The following is a 19,338-nucleotide window of genomic DNA, read 5'->3' as shown; positions in this document are numbered from 1 at the left end:
CGCGAGGCCGCGAGGCCGCGAGATCTTGGAACGAAACGGCCCTCCTGGGGGCCGTTCCGTTCCAAGATCTTCGCTCTCCCAGCCACCTCCTCCCCCTCACCCCTTGATCAAGGAGTTGGGGCGGGGTGCGTGACACAAACTCCTTGATCAACGTGTGGCGGCCAGCCGGGGCAAGGGGAGCCAGGCGACGGCCAGCCGGGGCGACGGGAGCCGGGATGGCGGCCAGCCGGGGGCAAGGGGAGCCGGGATGGCGGCCAGCCAGGGCAAAGGGAGCCAGGGCGGCGGCCAGCCAGGGCGGGGAGCCGAGGTGGGATGACGAACGGCCCGCCTCGCGGGGCGAGGCGGGCCGTTCGTGGGTGTAGCCCCGACCGGATTCGAACCGGCGCTACCGCCTTGAGAGGGCGGCGTCCTGGGCCGCTAGACGACGGGGCCAGGCACTTTTCCTGCTTCACCGCCCTGACGAGCGGTGCGGCAGTAGTCTAGCGGCATCGCGTCCGGCACCGTCGAGGGGGGCGCCCGCCGAGGAGGTCACTCGCCGAGGGGGTCGCCCGCCGAGGAGGTCACTCGCCGAGGGGGTCACTCGCCGAGGATGGGCCGGACAGCAGAAAGCCCGCCCCGGACAACGGGACGGGCTGCCAGCACTGTAGCCCCGACCGGATTCGAACCGGCGCTACCGCCTTGAGAGGGCGGCGTCCTGGGCCGCTAGACGACGGGGCCAGAACCTTCATTGCACTCCGTCAGCGTGAGCTGCCGGAATCCAGCGACCGGGGCTCTTGCGAACCCGGGCTGCGCTGGGGTACCAGGACTCGAACCTAGACTAACTGAACCAGAATCAGTCGGGCTGCCAATTACCCCATACCCCATTGGCCCCTTGCGGCGCCGGGAATGAACTTTACCCTCCCGCTGCCGACAGGCCAAATCCAACCCCTCGTACCGCAGGTGACCTGCGAAAACGAGGCATCGGACGCATCAGGCGACCGGCACCACCGGGTTGGTGAGCTCGCCGATCCCCTCGATCCGCACGGAGACCGTATCCCCGTCGGTGAGCGGGCTAACCCCCGCCGGCGTGCCGGTCAGCACCACGTCGCCGGGGAGCAGCGTCATCACGTGCGAGATGTACGACACCAGCCCCGGAACGTCGAACACCATGTCCTTGGTCCGGCCGAGCTGGCGTACCTCCATCTCCTCCGGGTTGCGGCCCACCTCACAGCGGATCTCCAGGTCGGAGACGTCCAGCCCGGTGGTGATCCACGGGCCGATCGGGCAGAACGAGTCGAACCCCTTGGCCCGCGTCCACTGCCCGTCGGAGCGCTGCAGATCCCGCGCGGTGACGTCGTTGGCGCAGGTGTAGCCGAAGATTGCCCGCTCGGCGGCGGCCCGGTCCGCGCGCCGCGCTCCCGGCGCGCCGATCACGACGGCCAGCTCGGCCTCGTGCTCGACCTGCTTGGAAAAGATCGGCAGGCGGATCGCGTCCCGCGGGCCGATCACCGAGGTGGACGGCTTGAGGAAGAGCAGCGGCTCCTTCGGCACCTCGCTGCCGTGCTCGGCGGCGTGCTCGGCGTAGTTGCGGCCGACGCAGACCACCTTGCTGGGCAGGATCGGTGAGAGCAGTCGCACGTCGGAGAGCGCCCAGCGGGCGCCGGAGAACTGGATCTGGCCGAACGGGTGTCCCTCGATCTCGGCGATGGTCAGGCCCTGCGGCCCGGCCTCCGGCTCGCCCTCGACGACCCCGAACGACATTCCCTTGGCATGAGCAAAACGAGCGATACGCACCCGGCCAATCTATCCCCGCGCGGCGCCAGGCCGGGCCGGGCGCCGCAGGCCGGGCCGGGCGCCGCAGGCCGGACCGGGCGCCGCAGGCCGGACCGGGCCGGCCCCGCAGGCGGGTACGGCGACGACCGGTCGCGGGCCGGCGCGCCAGGGTACGCGTACCGGCGTCGGCCGGGGCGGGAATGACGGCTTCGTACCCGCCCGGCGGGCCGGGACCCATAGCTTCGGGTCCGGAGGTTCGTTCGTATGCCTGCATCGAGACGACACCACAGGGCCCTGGCCGTGATCGTGAACTGCCTCGGCGTCCTCGCCGCCCTACCGACGCTCGCCCCGGCGACGCCCGGCGCGGCAGCGACACCGAGCGCGGCAGCCACGGCGACACCGGGCGCGACAGCAGCAACAGCGGCACCGGGCGCGGCAGCAGCCACGGCGACACCGGGCGCGGCACCAGCCACGGCGGCACCGGGCGCGGCAGCAGCAACGCCGACACCGGGCGCGGCGGTCGCGTCCGCGCAACCGGTGGCCGGGCCTGGGCAACCGGCGGCGGCACCCGCGCCGGCGGAACGGGCCACGCCGATCCCGACCGGGATGCCGGCGGCGCCGCCCGCGGTGGCGCCGACCAGACCGGCGCCGATCCAGCTGTCGAAACCGCCGGTCACCGTGGCGGTGACCCCCGCCGGCACCGCGACGCCGAGATACCAGATCCAGGTACGCAACGCCGGCAACACGATGGTCGAGACCACGGTCCGGCAGGAGGTGCCGACCGGCGCGACGACCACCGGAGTGACCGGCGGCGGCCAGACCACCGGCACCATCGGGTCGGCCGGCGCCCGCGAGGTGACCTGGCGGCTGCGGCTGCCGGCGCAGAGCACCACCACGCTGAACACCGCGTTCAGCGGCACCCCCGGAGGCGGGTCGGTGACCGCGCCCACCTGCGTCTACGGCTCCGACGGCACCCGCCCGTACGACTGCACGACGGCGACCTGGACCGGCCCCGCCGCCGCGGTTCCGGCGGCGCAGGTGACCGCGGCGCCGGCCTGGCGGCGTCCTCCGGTGCTGCTGGCCGCGCTGGCCGCGCTCCTGGTGGTCACCGGCGGCGCGCTCTGGTGGGGCTGGCAGCGGCGTCGGCGGCGCTCCGGGGTGCGGCCGGGCGGTCCGGCGCCGGCTGACGCCGGGATCCCGCCCGTGGTGGGCGGCGCCACCGGCCCGGCGGCACGCGGCACGCTGCATCCCCGCCCGGCCACGCCCAGGGTGGGAGCGCGGCGGCGTACCCCGCCGATCTGGCTGGTCGTGGGCGTCGCGGCGGCGGTGCTGGCCGGCGTCGTCGGTGCGGCCGCGTGGACGGCCACCCAGCGGGTCGCCGCGATCGACACCGCCAAGCAGCCGACCAGCGGCGCGTGGCTGGGCAGCAGCGTCACCGGCCCGGTCGGGATGCCGCTGCGGGAGTCCGCGTTCGAGTTCACCGTCTACCGGATGGCCTGCGGCGTCGGGGAGCTGCCCTCGGCGCGGCAGGGCCGGCAGTGCCTGGCCACGATCGGGGTGCGCAACCTCACCCCGGACGAACAGACCTGGCACGGGCAGCTGCAGCGGGCGTACCTGCCGGGCGGCAGCTGGGTGGCCGCCGACGAGGACGCCACCCGGGTGGCCAACCTCGGCCGGGACGTGTTCGCGCAACCGGTCGCCGCGGGCAGCCGGGTACTCCTGCCGCTGGTCTTCACGCTCCAGGGCAACCAGCCGCCGAAACAGCTGGAGCTGCGCAGCGGGGTGTTCTCCGCCGGCGTCCGGGTGGACGTGGCCTGACCGGGGGCGGGGCGGCGGTCGTACCCTGGGGGCCGTGACCGCCGCCCTCGCCCCCGCCGCCGCGCTCGACGCGGCCGACTGGCAGGCCCGGCGTCGCGCCCACGAGGAGCGGGTCGACGCCTGGCTGGCGCCGCACCTGGCCCGCCGCCGCAGCGGGGTGAAACACCCGGTGGAGGACTTCCTCTTCACCTACTACTCGCACCGCCCGGCGCAGCTGCGCCGCTGGCACCCGGGCGCGGGGGTGGTGCTGCGGGACGCGGACCCGGCGGAGTTCGGGCCGGACTACCACGCCGGCGCCGCCGGGCTCACCCTCGACACCGAGCGGGTACGCGCCCGGCGCGCCGAGTCGATCTCCTGGATCCGGACGCTGCTCGCGGCGACCGCCGGCCGCCCCGCCCAGCTGGGCTGCTTCGGCATGCACGAGTGGGCGATGGTCTACCGGCAGACCCAGGACGAGGTACGCCACAACGCCTGGCCGCTGCGGCTCAGCCCGGCGGCGACCGCCGCGGTGGTCGAGGAGCGGGGTGTGCGGTGCAGCCACTTCGACGCGTTCCGGTTCTTTACCGCGCCGGCCCGGCCACTGAACGTGCTCACCCCGACCCGGGAGAGCCAGCACGCGCTGGAGCAGCCCGGCTGCCTGCACGCCAACATGGATCTCTACAAGTGGGCCTACAAGCTCTCGCCCCTGGTCTGCTCGGAACTGGTCGCCGACTGCTTCGCGTTGGCGCGGGAGATCCGCACGCTGGACATGCGCGCCTCCCCGTACGACCTGGCCGAGCTGGGCTACCCGCCGGTGCGGGTGGAGACCATGGCCGGCCGGCAGGAGTATGCGCAGGCCCAGCGCTCCTTCGCCGAAGGGGCCGCCCCGCTGCGCCAGCGCCTGCTGGCCGAGTGCGACCGGCTCCTCGCCGCCGCACCCGACTGACCGCCGCCGCGCCGGCGCGTCCGGGTCCGGCCGGCATGCGTGAAGGCCAGATTGCGCCACAGTGTGGCTTCCGAGCGCCGGGAGACCACACCTTTCCGCAAACCGTGCGCCGGCCGCGCCGCCAGCGGCGGCGCGGCCGGGCCCGGGCGGGGCGTCAGCCGGCGGTGCAGGTCAACGGCACCATGATCGGGCTGCCGTCGGCCAGGAATCCCCAGCTGGTCTGCGCGGCCGGGGCCAGGGTGCCGTTCCAGCCGGTGTTGCGGGCGGTCACCGTGGTGCCGGTCTGGGTCAGCTCGGCGCCCCAGGCCTGGATGATCCGCTGACCGGCGGGAAGCGTGAAGCGCACCGTCCAGCCGCCGATCGGGGCGCTACCGGGGTTGGCCACGGTGACCTCTCCCTGGAAGCCGCCGGGCCACTGCCCGGCGGTCCGGTAGGTGGCCGCGCAGCCGCCGGTCGGGGTGGTTGTCGGGCCACCGGACGGGCTCGTCGTCGGCGTGGGGCCGCCGGACGGGCTTCGTCGGTGTCGGGGTGCTGCGGCGCAGCGCGGCGGTGAGCGCCGGGTACCAGCCGTCGGACATTTTCTGGTCGCCGGCGGCGTTCGGGTGCACCCCGTCGTAGGTGTCGGTGGCGGTGTTGAAGCCGGTCCACTGGTCGACGACCACGACCGGGGACGCCGCCGTGGTCCTGCCGGCGGCCCAGCCGTCGATGGCGGCGTTCAAGGCGACCACCCGTTGGCCGCACTCCGCGCAGGTCGGCGGGTTCATCGGGATGATCTTCGCGACCAGCACGACCATGCCCGGGTTGCTGGCCCGCATCTGGTCCACCAGCTTCGAGTACGCGGCCAGGATGGTGGCCGGCGCGATGTTGCTCCACACGTCGTTGGTGCCGAAGTGCATGAGCACCACGTCGGGGCGGGTCGCGGTGAGCCAGCCGGGCAGCAGGTTCTGGTTGGCGACGTTGGTCGCCAGGTAGCCGCCGTGTCCCTCGTTGTCCCCGTCGTACGGCACCGAACAGCCCTGCGGGCCGAGCGTGCCGACGAAGTCGACGTCGGGGTAGCCGGTGCTCTGCAGGCGGTTCCAGAGGAGCGCCCGCCAGCAGCCCGGCGACCCGGTGATCGAGTCACCGAGCGGCATGACGCGGACCGGGGTCGCGGCCGCCGCGGCCGGCGGTGCCGCCGAGACGAGGGCCAGCCCGAGGGCGAGCGCGGGAAGGAGGGCGGCGAGCGCGACGAGCGCGGCGCGCAGCGGGGTACGGGGCATGGGCACGGTTCTCCTGTCACGTGACGAGGTGGTCGGTGACGGCCCTGATGCTCCCGTGGGTATTGAAGCGGTTCGACGCCCGCCGCTCAACCCGGTCCCGTCTGCCGGGCTCAGCCCTCGGGGTGGCCCCGGTGCCGCGCCCACTCCGGAGCGAGGATCGACATCACCGTGGCGTCCACCCAGCCGTCGCCGTCCCGGAGCACCTGCCGCAGCGTGCCCTCGGCCACGAAACCGATCTTCTCGTACACCCGGCGGGCGCGCGGGTTGAACGCGAACACCTCCAGCGAGATCCGGTGCAGGTCGAGCCGCTCGAAGCCGTACCCGACGATCAGCCGGACCGCCTCGGTGCCGAGCCCTCGGCCCTGGCCGGCCGCCCCGATCAGGGTGCGGAAGTTCGCGGCCCGGTTGCCCGGGTCCCACTCGTTGAGCACCACCTCACCGACGCAGGCACCGCTCTCCCGGTCCACCACGGCCAGGTCGAGCCGGTCGGGCTGCGCGCCACGGCTGCCGTACCAGTCGCGGAGCCGGTCCAGGTCGAACTCGCGCTGCGGGCTGCCGGTCAGCCGGATCACCTCCGGGTCGGCGAGAATGGCCTGGAAGGTGGCGGCGTCGTCGGCGGTCAGCGGGCGCAGCAGCACCCGCTCGCCGGTCAGGACGGGCTTGGTGGCGAAGTCGGTCGGCACCGGCGGATTCTCGGCGCCGGCCGCCCACCACGGCAAATCGTTTCCGCCCCGCCGGCGACCACCGCCGGCGGTCACGGACTACGACGACCAGCGGCGACCACGGACGACGACGACCAGCGGCGGTCACGAACGGCGACCACCAGCGGCGACCACGGACGGCGACGACCAGCGGCGGTCACGGACTTCGACCACTGGTGGCGACCACGGACGGCGACCGCCGGGGGCCACGGGTACGGCCCGCGGGCGGCGGCGGTCGTGCGGCGGGTCAGTCGCCGTCCACCCGGCGGTCGCGTTTGCGCTGGGACTGGCGCTTCTTCTCGGCCAGCCGGCGTTCCTTCGCGCCCCGGGACGGCCGGGTGGGGCGGCGCGGCTTCGGCGGCGGGGCGACGGCCTCGCGCAGCAGGGCGGCCAGCCGCTCCCGGGCGGCCTCCCGGTTGGCCAGCTGCGCCCGGTGCTCGCTGGCGGCCACGGTGAGCACGCCGTCGACCAGCCGGCCGGCGAGCCGGTCCAGGGCGCGGGCCCGTAGCGGCTCGGGCAGGCTGGGCGAACGGGCCAGGTCGAAGCTCAGCTCCACCCGGGAGTCGGTGGTGTTGACCCCCTGCCCGCCCGGCCCGGAGGACCGGGAGAAGCGCTCCCGCAGCTCGTTGTCGGGGATCACGAGCCGGTCCGTCACCCGCAGTCCGCCGTCCACGCCTCCGAGGCTAGCGCCCCGGGCGGTGCACCGGGGTGTGGGTCACGGTCGGGGTGGGGGTGGGGGTGGGGCCGGGACCGGCCCGTTCGTGATCGTTCCCGGCGGCCGCGTACGCCGCCGCACCGACCAGCAGCAACGCGATCACACCGATCTTGGTGATCGCCGCGCGGGTGGCCACCCAGGCGGTGCGCCGCGCGCCGGGCACGCTGGTCCGGATCGTCCGGTAGTCCTTCCAGCCCCGCTTCGCGCGGGCGTACGCCGCGCCGACACCGGCGCCGATGACCAGGCCCACCACGAGGAGGGCCGCGATGACAGCTGGCTCCACCCACGCCAGTATCCATACTCAGCGTAATATTTCCATGGCCCGATGCTCCCGCGTTGGATATCCGACACTTCCGCCGGCGACATCCACCCAGCTCAGGGCCGCGGCGGGCGGTCAGCCGCCCCGTCCGATGATGGTGTCCGCGGTATGCTGGACCTGGTCGATCGGGATGGCGAAGCCGATGCCGATCGAGCCGTTGCCGTCGATGGTGGCGATGGCGGTGTTCACCCCGACCACCTCACCGCGGGCGTTGACCAGCGGGCCGCCGGAGTTGCCGGGGTTGATGGACGCGTCGGTCTGCACCGCGGTGTGCCGGCCGCTGCCGATGCGTACCTGGCGGTTGAGCGCGCTGACGATACCGGCGGTGACCGTGCCGGCCAGGCCGAGCGGCGAGCCGACCGCCAGCACCGGCTCGCCCACCCGGGTCGAGTTCGGCTTGGCCAGCGGCAGCGGCGACAGCCCGGCCGCCGCGGGCACCTTGAGCACCGCCAGGTCGCTGGCCGGCTCCCGCCCCACCACCTCGGCGGTGAACCGGCGGCCGTCCGAGGTCTCCACGGTGACCGGCCCGGAGCCACCGCGGGCCAGGATGTGGTCGTTGGTGACGATGTGCTGCTCCCGGTCGATGGCGAAACCGGAGCCGCTGGCCGAGGAGCCGGAGGCCCCGCCGACCATCACCGAGACCACGCCCGGCACGGTCTTCTCGGCGGCGGTGACCAGCTCCGCCGGGACCGGCGCCGCCGAGGCCGCCGCCGGTCCGGGTACGTCCCGGTCGGCCGCCCAGGTGCCGGCCGCCGCCCCGGAGACCGTGGACAGGGCCACCACGGCCATGGCGCTGAGCAGCCGGCCGCGCCAGCCCGGCCGTCCCCCGCCCCGCTCCGAGCCGGGTACGTCCCACCGTCCGCGCCCGTCCGGGTCCAGCTCCGGCGAGACGAACCATGGTCCGCGCGGCTCGCCGAGTCCGGTCTGCACTGCCATACCTGGCTCCTCACGTGTCCAGCGTGCTGCGTCGCAGGTGGTGCCGATCAGGGCAGGCGGGAGAACCACCGCAGCGATCCGGCGGCCGCGCCCATGGCGAGCACCAGGCCCAGGCCGATGAAGCGGGCGGAGATGTCCTGCCGTTCCTTGCGGTAGCCGACCGACGTGCCGATGTCCTCGTAGACGGCACGCAGCTCGGCGCTGGTGGAGGCCTCGTGGAAGCCGCCGCCGGTCTCCTCGGCGACCGCCCGGAGGGTCTGCCCGTCAACCGGCACCTGGATCGCCCGCCCGCCCCGGTCGACGAACCCGGACGGGGTACCGAAGGAGATGGTGTGCACCGGCACCTTCGCCGCCACCGCCTGCGCGGCCGCCTCCATCGGATCCATCCCGGAGGTGTTCGCCCCGTCGGAGAGGATGATGATGCGGGCCGGCGGCGGGTTCTTCGCGGCCGAGGCGTCCAGGCTCTTCACCGCGCCGAGCGAGGTGCTGATCGCCTCCCCGATGGCGGTGCCCTGCACGCCGGTGGCCCCCTCCGCGAGCCGTTCGATTCCCTCGTGCAGGGCGTCCCGGTCGGTGCCCGGCGGCACCAGCACCGCCGCGCTGCCGGCGAAGGCGACCAGGCCGACGTTGAACTCGTCGGGCAGGCCGTCGGCGAACCGACGGGCGGCCTGCTTGGCGGCGGTCAGCCGGTCCGGGTCGACGTCGCCGGCGAGCATCGAGGTGGAGACGTCCACCGCCACCATCACGGTGGCCCGCTCGCGGGGCACCCGTACCTCGGCGCTGGGCCGCGCGAAGCCGACCACCAGCAACGCCAGCATGGCCAGGAAGAGACCCGCGGGTACGTGCCGCCGCCAGGCCGGCCGCTGCGGCACCACCCGGTCCAGCAGCCGCAGGTTGGTGAAGCGGACCGCGTACCGGCTCTGCCGGCGCTGCATCACCAGGTAGCCGGCGACGAGGGCGGCGACGCCGAGCAGGAGCCAGAGCCGCGCCGGTGACTGCCAGGTCATCCGCGACCTCCGCGGGATGCGGCCGGCGCGGTGGCCAGCCGGCGCTGGGTGTGCACGTGCCGCACGATGTCGGCGCTCCAGTCCCGGTCGGTGCGCAGCGCCAGGTGGGTCGCCCCGGACCGGCGCAGCGCCTGACGTAGCTGGTCCCGCTGGGCGGTGGCGGCCTGCGCGTACCGCTCCCGCAGGGTGGGGTCCCCGGTCCAGACCTCGCGGCGCCGGCCGGTCTCCGGGTCGACCAGGGTGACCAGGCCGACGTCGGGCAGTTCCAGCTCGCGCGGGTCGGTCACCTCGACGGCGAGCACCTGGTGCCGGACGGCGAGCCGGCGCAGCGCGGCCTCCCAGGGCGGGGCGGCGTCCGGGTCGTCCGGCAGCCCGTCCAGGAAGTCGGATACGACCACCACGAGCCCGCGCCGGGTCGCCATCCGCTGCACGCCGGCCAGGCCGTCGACCAGCGTGGGCGGGTCGGCCCGCGTCCCCGGCCGGTCCACGTCGTAACCGCCGTGCCGGGGCGCGGCCAGCAGGGCCCGGAGCAGGCCGAGCAGGTGGGTACGCCCGTTGCGGGCCGGGAACCGGCGGAGGCCGTCGGGCGCGAGCACCTGGGCGCCGAGGCGGTTGCCGACGCCGGCGGTGAGGAAGCCGACCGCCGCCACGGCGGCCACCGCGAGTTCCCGCTTGTCCAGGGCGGCCGTGCCGTACTCCATGCTCGGGCTGGCGTCGACCAGCAGCCAGGTGGTCAGCTCGCGGTCGGCGTCGACCTCGCGGACATGCGGCACAGTGGTCCGGGCGGTGACCGCCCAGTCCATCCGGCGCACCTCGTCCTCGCCGGGCCGGTACTCGCGGCTGCCGGCCACCTCGCTGCCGGGGCCGGGCAGCAGCCCTCGGTACTGCCCGTGCAGCAGCCCGTCCAGCCGGCGGGAGACGGTCAGCTCGAGCCGGCGCAGCCGCTGGTCCGGGGCCAGGTCGGCCAGGCCCGGCTCGGGCAGGGTCGCGGCGGGCCGGCGCCTCATGCCGCCGCCAGGTCGGCCGCCACCTCGGCCTGCCCGGCGACCACCCGGGGCGGCGGCACCGCCTCGACCAGCCGGCGGACCACCGACTCGGCGGAGACGCCGTCGGCCACCGCGTCGAAGGAGAGCACCAGCCGGTGGGCGAGGACGTCGACGGCGAGTTCGCGGACGTCCTCGGGCAGGACGTACTCCCGTCCCCGGATCAGGGCCTGCGCGCGGGCCGCGGCGACCAGGCCGAGGGTGGCCCGCGGGCTGGCCCCGTACGCCAGCAACGGGGCGACCTCCGCCAGCCCGAACCGGCCCGGGTCGCGGGTGGCCAGGATGAGCCGGACCACGTACTCGGCGAGGGCGTGGTGCACGAAGACGTCGGCGGCCCGGCGCTGAAGCGCGCGCAGCCGGACCGGGTCGAGGACCTGCCGGGGGGTGGGTCGGCCGGTGCTCATCCGGTAGAGGATGGCGAGTTCGTCGGCGTCGGTCGGGTAGTCGACGACGACCTTCATGAGGAACCGGTCCCGCTGCGCCTCGGGAAGCTGGTAGACGCCCTCCGACTCGATCGGGTTCTGGGTGGCCAGCACCAGGAACGGTTCCGGGACCGGCCAGCTCCGCCCGCCGATCGAGACCTGCCGCTCGGCCATCGCCTCCAGCAGCGCCGACTGCACCTTGGCCGGGGCGCGGTTGATCTCGTCGGCGAGGACCAGGTTCGCCATGATGGGGCCCAGTTCGACGTCGAAGCTCTCGGTGGAGGCCCGGTAGATGCGGGTGCCGACGATGTCCGACGGGACCAGGTCGGGGGTGAACTGGACTCGGGAGAAGGTGCCGCCGACCACGGTGGCGAGGGTCTGCGCGGCCAGCGTCTTCGCCACTCCGGGTACGCCCTCCAGCAGGCAGTGCCCGTCGGCCACCAGTGCGGTGAGCAGCCGTTCGACGAGCCGATCCTGCCCGACGATCACGCGTTTGACCTCGAGGAGAGTCTGTTCCAGCTCGACGCCGCTAGCGTCGGCCTCGACCGGGCTGGGCACGCTGGCCAGGGTGTCCGAGATGTCCGTCACGGTGCTTGCTTCCCGGGCCGGAGGTCGGACAAACGTCGGATTTTCCGCCCGTGACCGCCCCTTCCCGGCCCGGATCGGGATGACTCCCCCGACCGGGCCGCAACGGTGCGGGCGGCGCCGGAGGGCGCAGCCGGGAGCGGACTGGTCCGAAACGGTGCCGGCCCCCGCCGTCGGCGGGGGCCGGCACCTCGACGCGGGTCAGTTGTGGATGGCCAGGTGGAACGACCGGTCCGCGGCGTTCCCCGACGAGCTGCGGGTCTGCACGAAGACGGCGTTCGGGGTCAGGTAGCGGGGCGCGACCGCGACCTCGCCCGCCGGCGGGACGTTGGCCGGGTCGTTGGTCCCGATGGTGGCCGTGAACGCCTTCAGGTGCACGTCGTAGTCGAGGACGACCTCGTACTGCCCCGCACCGCAGCAGGTGAAGCGCTGGGCGGAGACCACGTTCGCGGAGTGCTGGAGCAGCACGCCGTTGGGGCTCACGACCGCCCACGCGGTGCTGCCGGCGGCCGGCGGCGCCAGGGTGGCGCTCAGCGCCGCCCGCGCGTGCCGGGCGGCGGCCGCGGTCACCGGCGGCTGGCTACCGGTGCCGGGCTGGCGGGCACCGGGCTGGACGGAGCCGGCCGGGGCCTTGGCGCTGGGCTGGGCCGCGACGGCGATGCCGCCACCGGCCAGGGTGAGGGTCAGGACGGCGAGGGCCACCACCGTCGCCTTGGGTCTGAAGAATGTCGCCATGACAGGTCTCCCTATTCGTGACCGTGGTGATCCGACCCGACCCGCTACCGGGCCGGGCGGCTGTGGCGAGCACCGGGCGCAGCCTTGGGCAGATCATCGGAAATCTGCTTTCAGCGCACCGTCATTATCGGCCGAGCCGACATTCTGCACCCGGTTTGAACTGGGGATACTACGGAGAGTCGCGACGTCTCAACCAGGTGGAACCTAGCACCGGAAAATGCGTACGGTCAATAGCCCGCATTAGCGGGTCACGCATCCGAATACCATTCGGCGAAATTGTGAAAAGCGAACGGAATGCCATTCACGAATTGATCGGGCCGGGCCGGTGGGCAGCCCGGCAGACCCGCCGGCCGGTACGGTGACGCGGTGAGCGCCGTGACCCGTACCGGACGGACCTCCACCCGGGCGCGCCGGGCCACGACGGTCGGCTGCTGGCTCGCCGTGCTGCCGACGGCAACCTGGTCGGTGCTCCGCCTCGCCGGCCTGGAGCGCGGGCCGCTGGTACAGGCGGTCGCCTTCACCCCGTACGTCGCCGCCGGCGCCCTGCTGCCGCTGGCGCTGGCGCTCGCCCTGCGCCGGACCGCCGCGGCGGTGGTCGCGGGGCTCGCCGCGCTGGCGCTGGTCGCCGCCGGCTGAGCCGGCCGCGGACCAGCGTCAGCGTCCCCGCCCGACCAGCGGCGCCACCGTCCGGCGACCCTGGAACCGGGCCCGCTCTCAGACCCGGGCCCGGTCCAGCCCGTAGCTGAGCGCGTCCACGAGGGCGTGCCAGCTCGCCTCGACCACGTTGGGGTGCACCCCCACGGTGGTCCAGTCCCGACCGGCGCCGGCGGTCTCCACCAGCACCCGGGTGACCGCGCCGGTGCCGTGGCTGCCCTCCAGGATGCGTACCTTGTAGTCGGCCAGCTCGAAGTCGCGCAGCTCCGGGTAGTGCCGGGCGAGCGCCACCCGCAGCGCCTCGTCCAGCGCGTTGACCGGGCCGTTGCCCTCGGCGGTGGCGATCACCCGCTCGCCGCGTACCCGGATCTTCACGGTGGCCTCGGAGACCACAGCGCCGTCCTCGCGGTGCTCGACCAGCACCCGGTACGACTCCAGGGCGAACGGGCGCGGCACGGCCCGGTCCGGCAGCTCGGCGCGGACCAGCAGCTCGAAGGAGGCGTCGGCGGCCTCGAACGACCAGCCGCCGGCCTCCAGCTCCTTGACCCGTTTGGTGACCGTGGCGAGCGCCTCCGGATGGCCGGCCAGATCCACACCCAGCTCGCGGCTCTTGAGCTCGATGCTGGCCCGGCCGGCCATCTCGGTCACCAGGATCCGCATGTCGTTGCCCACCACCGCCGGGTCGACGTGGTTGTAGAGCAACGGGTCGACCTTGATAGCGCTCGCGTGCAGCCCCGCCTTGTGGGCGAAGGCGGCGGCCCCGACGTACGCCTGGTGGGTGTCGGGGGCGATGTTGGCGATCTCGGCGATGGCGTGCGAGACCCGCACCATCTGTTCCAGGCAGCCCTCCGGTAGGACGGGCATGCCGAGCTTGAGCTGGAGGTTGGCCACGATCGCGAAGAGGTCCGCGTTGCCGGGGCGCTCGCCGTACCCGTTGGCGGTGCCCTGGACGTGCCGGACGCCGGCCTCGACCGCGGCGATCGTGTTGGCCACCGCGCACGCGGTGTCGTTCTGGGCGTGCATGCCGAGCCGGGCCGGGTCGATCGCGGTCCGCGCGGTGAGGTCGGTGATCGCGGCGGTGACCTGCGACGGCAGCATGCCGCCGTTGGTGTCGCAGAGGACGAACCGCTCGGCGCCGGCGGCGAGCGCGGTCTCCGCCACGGCGGCGGTGTACGCCGGGTCGTGCCGGAAGCCGTCGAAGAAGTGCTCCCCGTCGACGAAGACCCGCCGGCCCTGTGCCACCAGGTACGCGACCGTGTCGCGGATCATGGCCAGGTTCTCCTCGGCTGTGGTGCGCAGCGCCCGCTCGACGTGGCGCAGGTCCGCCTTGGCGACCAGCGCCACGGCCGGGGTCTCCGCGTCGAGCAGCCCGCGCACCTGTGGGTCGGCGTCGACCGCGAGGCCGGCCTTGCGGGTGGCCCCGAAGGCGACCAGGACGGCGTGCTTCAGGTCCAGCTCGGTGCGGGCCCGCCGGAAGAACTCGGTGTCCTTCGGTACGGCGCCCGGCCAGCCGCCCTCGATGAAGCCGACCCCGAGGTCGTCGAGCAGGCGGGCCACCGCGAGCTTGTCGACGACCGAGTAGCTGAGCCCTTCGCGCTGCGCGCCGTCGCGCAACGTCGTGTCGTACACCTGGAAGGTCATGGGAGTCCTCGTCTCGAACCTGCGGGAGCAACAAAAAGACCCCCCGCGGATGCGGGAGGTCTGCGCGCTCGGCGGGAGGGATGCCGGCGCGCTAGCTGCCAATGATCAGGACGGAGCTGGTCACGACGGCCACTCTGCCACTCCGCTCCCGGATATGGGAGGGAAAACCCACATCCCGGGACGGTGACTCTGGGTGGTCGCACCCCGGGCGCCGGCAAGATCCGCCGCGGCGGCCGGTTCCGGTGATCGACTTCACAAGTCATCCGGCCGCCGAGCGGCGCAAACCCGGCTGCGGAAGTATCTGGAACTGATCAAGTTAGCGGCCTCGCGCCGCTGGCAACCCGCTGTCTAGGAGGACCCGTGCTCACCGTCGGTGACCGCTTCCCCGAGTACGAACTCACCGCCTGCGTGTCGCTCGACGCCGACCAGGCGTTCGAGACGATCAACCACAAGTCCTACGAGGGCAAGTGGCGGGTGGTCTTCTTCTGGCCGAAGGACTTCACCTTCATCTGCCCGACCGAGATCGCCGAGTTCGGCCGCCTGAACGGTGAGTTCGCCGACCGGGACGCCCAGGTCCTCGGCGTCTCCGTGGACAACGAGTTCGTCCACTACGCCTGGCGCAAGGACCACCCGGACCTGCGGGAACTGCCCTTCCCGATGCTCAGCGACATCAAGCGCGAGCTGACCGGGGCGTGTGGCGTGCTCGGCGAGGACGGTGTCGCCCAGCGGGCCACCTTCATCGTGGACCCGAACAACGAGATCCAGTTCGCCATGGTGACCGCCGGCTCGGTCGGCCGGAACGTCTCCGAGGTGCTGCGGGTGCTCGACGCCCTGCAGACCGACGAACTCTGCCCGTGCAACTGGAACAAGGGCGGCGCCACCCTGGACGCCAACGCGCTGCTCGCCGGGGCCGGGGCCTGAGCATGGGTCTGGACGCGGTCAAGACGGCCCTGCCCGGGTACGCCAAGGACATCAAGCTCAACCTCGGCTCGACCGTCGGCACCTCGACGCTGAAGCCGGAGCAGGCCTGGGGCACCGCCCTGGCCTGCGCGGTAGCGGCCCGCAACCCCGTGGTGCTGCGGGAGATCGCCGCCGAGGCGGCCGGGCACCTCACGCCCGAGGCGGTCGAGGCCGCCAAGGGCGCGGCCGCGATCATGGCGATGAACAACATCTACTACCGGGCCAAGCACCTGATCGGCGACGAGCAGTACGCCTCGATGCCGGCCCGGCTACGGATGCAGATCATCGCCCGGCCAGGTGTGGAGAAGGGCGACTTCGAGCTCTGGTGCCTCGCCGTCTCGGCGATCACCGGCTGCGGCGTCTGTCTGGAGTCGCACGAGAAGACCCTGCGGGCCGCCGGTTTCACCCGGGAGCAGGTGCACGAGGGGCTACGGATCGCCGCGGTGGTGCACGCCGCCGCGGTGACGCTGGACGCGGAGGCCGCGCTGGCCTGAGTCCCAGGTGTAACGATCTCCGCACCGGGTAGCAAACAGGTCGACAGGCACATCCCCCATAAGTCGAGAAAGGGAGTGTTGACGCCATGGAGCGGCTCGACCCTCGAACGACCCACGGGACGCCGGATCCGCTGACCCAGGGTGGTCAGGGCGCCTTCGCGGGCGGCGTGCCCGCCGGGCGCTTCGATCCGTGGAGCTACCGGGACGAGGCCGGGGTGACCGGCATGGACCTGGTCGGCTACAAGGTGGAGGCGACTGACGGTGGCATCGGCAAGGTGGACCGGGCCAGTCACGAGGTGAACTCCAGTTTCCTCGTGGTGGACACCGGTCCGTGGATCTTCGGTAAGAAGGTCATGCTGCCGGCCGGCACCGTCAACCACGTCGACCACGACGAGCGGAAGGTCTACGTCGACCGGAGCAAGGACCAGATCAAGGCCGCGCCCGAGTACGACGAGTCGACCGACACGGACCCGGCGTACCGGGAGAAGCTCGGCGGTTACTACGACGACACCTACTCGTCGATCCCGCCGGGTACCGCCCGGTAACGGAGAAACCTGCACCGACGGCCGGTGGGGCACCACGGTGTCCCACCGGCCGTTACCGTGTCAGGGTGGACGCCACGGACACCCCGCACCGCAGCCCCTTCCCCGCCCTGTTCAACTTCCGTGACGTCGGCGGTCACCCCGGCCACGACGGCGGCACGGTACGCCGCGGGCGGCTCTTCCGTTCCGACTCCCTGCACCGCATCGACGAGACCGACCGGGCCGCGTTCACCGCGCTGGGCATCCGTACCGTCATCGACCTGCGCCGCCCCAGCGAGATGACCCGCGACGGCCGGGTGCCCGCGTACGACGGGCTCACCTACCGGCACATCCACCCCGAGCACCAGAGCTGGGCCGAGGTGTCGTACCAGCCGCACGAGGACCTGGCCCGCTGGCTCGCCGACCGGTACGCGGCGCTCGCGCAGACCGGCACCGCGGGCCTGGCCGAGGCGGTGGGGCTCATCGCGGACAGCGCGAACGCCCCCGTGGTGGTGCACTGCGTGGCCGGGAAGGACCGCACGGGCATCGTCTGCGCGCTCGTCCTCGGGGTGCTCGGCGTGGCCGACGACGCCATCGCCGCCGACTACGCGCTCAGCACCGAGGCGTCCGAGCGGTTCAGCGCCTGGATCGCCGCCACCATGCCGGAGGCCGATCCGCTGCCCAGCCCGTTCCTCGCCTCCCCCGCCGAGGCCATGACGCTCTTCCTGACCGAACTGCGCGCCGGGTACGGCTCGATCGAGGGCTACCTGCGTCACGCCGGGGTGACCGACGCCCAGCTCGACGCGCTCCGCGCCCACCTGCTCGCCTGACCCAGGGCCGCCGCTCCGACAGGTCCTCGGCTCGGGCGAAGGCGCTCCGGCGGGTCCTCGGCTCGGGACGAACGCGCCCGGAGCGGGTCCTCGGCTCGGGCGAAGGCGCTCCGGCGGGTTGTCCTCGCCGGCAACGGTCGGTCGACGGACGCCGAGTGACCGGACTCGCCCGCGCCGGCCTTACCCCTCTCGGTGCCTACCGACCTGATGTCGTGAACGACTCAGCCGGGCCACCCGGGCGACCATCACCGCGGCTCCCGGCGGAGACGGCGAAAGCTGTCCGCCGCTGCACATGCTGAATCGTCTACGACATCAGGTCAGTAGGCGCCGCAGCGGGGGTTGCCGGCCGAGCGGGAAGGCTGGCCGCGCGGAACCCTGGCCACTCGGAATGCCAACCACACGGAAACGCCGCCTCGCGAAGGCTGGCGTCGCGGAAGGGCCAGCCTCGCGGAAAGGCCAGCATCGCGGAAAGGCCAGCATCGCGGAAAGGCCGGCGTCACGAAAGGGCCAGCATCACGGAAAGGCCGCCGTCACGAAAGGGCCAGCATCGCGGAAAGGCCGGCGTCACGGAAGGGCCAGCATCACGGAAAGGCCGCCGTCACGAAAGGGCCAGCATCGCGGAAAGGCCGGCCAGCGGAAGGCCCAGTTTCGCGGAACGCCAGCCACGCGGAAAGGCCAGCCAAACGGAAAGGTCAGCTTCGCGGAGGGCCGTAGTAGTGGTCACGGGGCCCGCGGGGCTCCGGCGACCAGCGGCGCGTCGACGGCCGGCACCGAGGGGTGCCGGCCGTCGACGTGGACCGTGGGGTCAGAGCACCTTGCGCACCCAGCCGTGCCGGTCCTCGGCACGGCCGCGCTGGATGTCCACCAGTTGCTGCCGCAGGGCCATGGTGGAGCGACCCGACTCGCCGCCACCGATCAGGAACTCGCCGTCCGGGAAGCGCACGCCACCGATCGGCGTGATCACCGCGGCGGTGCCACAGGCGAAGACCTCGCGGAGCCGGCCGCTGGCAGCGTCGGCCTGCCAGTCGGCGAAGCTCACCGGCCGTTCCGCCACCCGGTACCCCGCCTCGGCGGCCAGGGTGAGGATCGCGTCGCGGGTGATGCCGGGCAGGAGGGTGCCGGTCAGCGGCGGGGTGACCAGCGTGTTGTCGTCGTAGACGAAGAAGACGTTCATGCCGCCCAACTCGTCGACGAAGCGTCGCTCCACGGCGTCCAGGAAGACCACCTGGTCGCAGCCGGCCTCGATCGCCTCGGCCTGCGCGGCCAGCGAGGCCGCATAGTTGCCGCCGCACTTGGCCGCGCCCGTGCCGCCGGGCGCCGCCCGCGTGTAGTCCGGGGAGACCCAGACCGTCACCGGCTTCACACCACCGGCGAAGTACGCGCCGGCCGGTGAGGCGATCACGCAGTAGAGGTACTCGTTGGCCGGGCGGACGCCGAGGAAGACCTCGCTGGCGAACATGAACGGCCGTAGGTAGAGGCTGGCGTCCTCGTGCTCCGGAATCCAGTCCTGGTCGATCTCCACGAGGCGGCGCAGCGACTCGACGAACATCTCCGGGGGCAGCTCCGGCATGGCCAGGCGGTGCGCCGAGGCGACGAAGCGGGCCGCGTTGGCCTCCGGACGGAACATGGTCACCGATCCGTCCCCGGTCCGGTACGCCTTCAGCCCTTCGAAGATCTCCTGCGCGTAGTGCAGGACGGCGGAGGCCGGGTCCATCGGGATCGGGGCACGGGCCTCCACCCGGGCGTCGTACCAGCCCTTGCCCTCGGCGTAGCGGATGGTCACCATGTGATCGGTGAACACCCGGCCGAAGCCCGGGTTCGCCAGCAGGGCGGCCCGGTCGGCGGCGGATACCGGCGCGGGATTCGGACGGATCTCGAAATCGAGCATGTCACCACCGCTCATCGCGCTGACCTCCCTGCGGGTCCACGGCGTGCGGGATCGCACGCCGGCGTCACTGGTGCCAGAAACTTACCCCGAACGGTCGTTCAGCGGATAGCACCGGCCCGACACATCGATGGAG

At 73.3% G+C, this 19,338-nt stretch carries 20 protein-coding genes and 3 tRNA genes; 7 read left to right on the top strand and 16 right to left on the bottom strand.

Annotation, left to right across the window (positions count from 1 at the left end; all coding sequences use genetic code 11):
• Positions 1 to 359 precede the first annotated feature (359 nt).
• The 4 genes from LQ51_RS06065 to LQ51_RS06050 form a co-directional block, all read right to left on the bottom strand.
• Positions 360 to 432, bottom strand: a tRNA-Glu gene (locus LQ51_RS06065).
• Positions 433 to 644: 212 nt separating this feature from the next.
• Positions 645 to 717: transfer RNA gene (locus LQ51_RS06060), tRNA-Glu, on the bottom strand.
• 74 nt (positions 718 to 791) lie between these two features.
• Positions 792 to 863 (bottom strand) — tRNA-Gln (locus LQ51_RS06055).
• Between the two features lie 106 nt (positions 864 to 969).
• The gene (locus tag LQ51_RS06050; protein WP_082159289.1) at positions 970 to 1,773 is read right to left on the bottom strand and encodes a fumarylacetoacetate hydrolase family protein; all 804 of its coding nucleotides are present in this window, start codon (positions 1,771 to 1,773) and stop codon (positions 970 to 972) included.
• Between the two features lie 243 nt (positions 1,774 to 2,016).
• On the opposite strand from LQ51_RS06050, the gene LQ51_RS06045 reads away from it, so the two are divergent.
• Positions 2,017 to 3,570, top strand: coding sequence for a hypothetical protein (locus LQ51_RS06045; protein ID WP_046563673.1), 1,554 nt, complete (start codon positions 2,017 to 2,019; stop codon positions 3,568 to 3,570).
• 34 nt (positions 3,571 to 3,604) lie between these two features.
• Entirely contained in the window at positions 3,605 to 4,495 is an 891-nt protein-coding gene (locus LQ51_RS06040; RefSeq protein WP_046563672.1) for a hypothetical protein, read from the top strand.
• Between the two features lie 154 nt (positions 4,496 to 4,649).
• On the opposite strand, the gene LQ51_RS33735 is transcribed toward LQ51_RS06040, so the two are convergent.
• The 10 genes from LQ51_RS33735 to LQ51_RS05995 form a co-directional block, all read right to left on the bottom strand.
• Entirely contained in the window at positions 4,650 to 4,880 is a 231-nt protein-coding gene (locus tag LQ51_RS33735; RefSeq protein ID WP_231605422.1) for a cellulose binding domain-containing protein, read from the bottom strand.
• Positions 4,864 to 5,754, bottom strand: coding sequence for an SGNH/GDSL hydrolase family protein (locus LQ51_RS06035; protein WP_231605420.1), 891 nt, complete (start codon positions 5,752 to 5,754; stop codon positions 4,864 to 4,866). The genes LQ51_RS33735 and LQ51_RS06035 overlap by 17 nt, the downstream gene beginning before the upstream one ends.
• Positions 5,755 to 5,864: 110 nt before the next feature.
• Positions 5,865 to 6,437: a GNAT family N-acetyltransferase gene (locus LQ51_RS06030; RefSeq protein WP_046563675.1), complete on the bottom strand. Its 573-nt coding sequence runs from the start codon at positions 6,435 to 6,437 to the stop codon at positions 5,865 to 5,867.
• A 265-nt stretch (positions 6,438 to 6,702) separates the two neighbouring features.
• Positions 6,703 to 7,128 (bottom strand): alternative ribosome rescue aminoacyl-tRNA hydrolase ArfB, encoded by a 426-nt coding sequence (gene arfB, locus LQ51_RS06025; RefSeq protein ID WP_046563671.1) that lies wholly within the window; start codon positions 7,126 to 7,128, stop codon positions 6,703 to 6,705.
• A gap of 10 nt (positions 7,129 to 7,138) precedes the next feature.
• Entirely contained in the window at positions 7,139 to 7,453 is a 315-nt protein-coding gene (locus tag LQ51_RS06020; RefSeq protein WP_046563670.1) for a hypothetical protein, read from the bottom strand.
• A gap of 111 nt (positions 7,454 to 7,564) precedes the next feature.
• Positions 7,565 to 8,425, bottom strand: a complete 861-nt coding sequence (locus LQ51_RS06015; protein ID WP_046563669.1) for a S1C family serine protease — start codon at positions 8,423 to 8,425, stop codon at positions 7,565 to 7,567.
• A 47-nt stretch (positions 8,426 to 8,472) separates the two neighbouring features.
• Positions 8,473 to 9,432, bottom strand: coding sequence for a VWA domain-containing protein (locus LQ51_RS06010; RefSeq protein WP_046563668.1), 960 nt, complete (start codon positions 9,430 to 9,432; stop codon positions 8,473 to 8,475).
• Positions 9,429 to 10,439, bottom strand: a complete 1,011-nt coding sequence (locus tag LQ51_RS06005; RefSeq protein ID WP_046563667.1) for a DUF58 domain-containing protein — start codon at positions 10,437 to 10,439, stop codon at positions 9,429 to 9,431. Before LQ51_RS06005 ends, LQ51_RS06010 begins: the two co-directional genes overlap by 4 nt.
• Positions 10,436 to 11,485, bottom strand: coding sequence for an AAA family ATPase (locus LQ51_RS06000; RefSeq protein WP_046563666.1), 1,050 nt, complete (start codon positions 11,483 to 11,485; stop codon positions 10,436 to 10,438). The genes LQ51_RS06005 and LQ51_RS06000 overlap by 4 nt, the downstream gene beginning before the upstream one ends.
• Before the next feature lie 198 nt (positions 11,486 to 11,683).
• Positions 11,684 to 12,217, bottom strand: coding sequence for a hypothetical protein (locus LQ51_RS05995; RefSeq protein ID WP_046563665.1), 534 nt, complete (start codon positions 12,215 to 12,217; stop codon positions 11,684 to 11,686).
• Positions 12,218 to 12,583: 366 nt separating this feature from the next.
• Between LQ51_RS05995 and LQ51_RS05990 the strand changes: the two genes are divergently transcribed.
• Positions 12,584 to 12,853: a hypothetical protein gene (locus LQ51_RS05990; protein WP_046563664.1), complete on the top strand. Its 270-nt coding sequence runs from the start codon at positions 12,584 to 12,586 to the stop codon at positions 12,851 to 12,853.
• 78 nt (positions 12,854 to 12,931) lie between these two features.
• Here LQ51_RS05990 and cimA read toward each other — a convergent pair whose 3' ends face one another.
• Positions 12,932 to 14,512 (bottom strand): citramalate synthase, encoded by a 1,581-nt coding sequence (gene cimA, locus LQ51_RS05985; RefSeq protein ID WP_046563663.1) that lies wholly within the window; start codon positions 14,510 to 14,512, stop codon positions 12,932 to 12,934.
• 360 nt (positions 14,513 to 14,872) lie between these two features.
• Here cimA and LQ51_RS05980 point away from each other — a divergent pair, with 360 nt between their 5' ends.
• The 4 genes from LQ51_RS05980 (at position 14,873) to LQ51_RS05965 (ending at position 17,317) form a co-directional block, all read left to right on the top strand.
• On the top strand, positions 14,873 to 15,433 hold the full coding sequence (locus LQ51_RS05980) for a peroxiredoxin (RefSeq protein ID WP_046563662.1): 561 nt from the start codon (positions 14,873 to 14,875) through the stop codon (positions 15,431 to 15,433).
• A 2-nt stretch (positions 15,434 to 15,435) separates the two neighbouring features.
• The gene (locus LQ51_RS05975; RefSeq protein ID WP_046563661.1) at positions 15,436 to 15,966 is read left to right on the top strand and encodes a carboxymuconolactone decarboxylase family protein; all 531 of its coding nucleotides are present in this window, start codon (positions 15,436 to 15,438) and stop codon (positions 15,964 to 15,966) included.
• 86 nt (positions 15,967 to 16,052) lie between these two features.
• Positions 16,053 to 16,511: a PRC-barrel domain-containing protein gene (locus LQ51_RS05970; protein WP_046563660.1), complete on the top strand. Its 459-nt coding sequence runs from the start codon at positions 16,053 to 16,055 to the stop codon at positions 16,509 to 16,511.
• Positions 16,512 to 16,576: 65 nt separating this feature from the next.
• A complete protein-coding gene (locus LQ51_RS05965; protein ID WP_046563659.1) occupies positions 16,577 to 17,317 on the top strand; it encodes a tyrosine-protein phosphatase in 741 nt (246 codons plus the stop codon).
• Positions 17,318 to 18,122: 805 nt separating this feature from the next.
• On the opposite strand, the gene LQ51_RS05960 is transcribed toward LQ51_RS05965, so the two are convergent.
• Positions 18,123 to 19,220 carry a branched-chain amino acid aminotransferase gene (locus LQ51_RS05960; protein ID WP_046563658.1) on the bottom strand — a complete coding sequence of 366 codons (1,098 nt, stop codon included), beginning with the start codon at positions 19,218 to 19,220 and terminating at the stop codon, positions 18,123 to 18,125.
• Between the last annotated feature and the right edge of the window lie 118 nt (positions 19,221 to 19,338).

It is taken from the genome of Micromonospora sp. HK10 (assembly GCF_000982955.1).
In the GTDB taxonomy this organism is placed as follows: Bacteria; Actinomycetota; Actinomycetes; order Mycobacteriales; family Micromonosporaceae; genus Micromonospora.
Note: the sequence above shows the minus strand (reverse complement) of the source record. Positions and strands in the feature narration are given on the sequence as shown.

Coding starts and splice junctions, on each gene's coding strand:
- LQ51_RS05970 (WP_046563660.1), top strand. CDS start 16,053: ATGGAGCGGCTCGACCCTCGAACGACCCACGGGACGCCGGATCCGCTG.
- LQ51_RS05960 (WP_046563658.1), bottom strand. CDS start 19,220: ATGAGCGGTGGTGACATGCTCGATTTCGAGATCCGTCCGAATCCCGCG.
- LQ51_RS06010 (WP_046563668.1), bottom strand. CDS start 9,432: ATGACCTGGCAGTCACCGGCGCGGCTCTGGCTCCTGCTCGGCGTCGCC.
- cimA (WP_046563663.1), bottom strand. CDS start 14,512: ATGACCTTCCAGGTGTACGACACGACGTTGCGCGACGGCGCGCAGCGC.
- LQ51_RS06005 (WP_046563667.1), bottom strand. CDS start 10,439: ATGAGGCGCCGGCCCGCCGCGACCCTGCCCGAGCCGGGCCTGGCCGAC.
- LQ51_RS05975 (WP_046563661.1), top strand. CDS start 15,436: ATGGGTCTGGACGCGGTCAAGACGGCCCTGCCCGGGTACGCCAAGGAC.
- LQ51_RS06045 (WP_046563673.1), top strand. CDS start 2,017: ATGCCTGCATCGAGACGACACCACAGGGCCCTGGCCGTGATCGTGAAC.
- LQ51_RS06015 (WP_046563669.1), bottom strand. CDS start 8,425: ATGGCAGTGCAGACCGGACTCGGCGAGCCGCGCGGACCATGGTTCGTC.
- LQ51_RS06035 (WP_231605420.1), bottom strand. CDS start 5,754: ATGCCCCGTACCCCGCTGCGCGCCGCGCTCGTCGCGCTCGCCGCCCTC.
- LQ51_RS05995 (WP_046563665.1), bottom strand. CDS start 12,217: ATGGCGACATTCTTCAGACCCAAGGCGACGGTGGTGGCCCTCGCCGTC.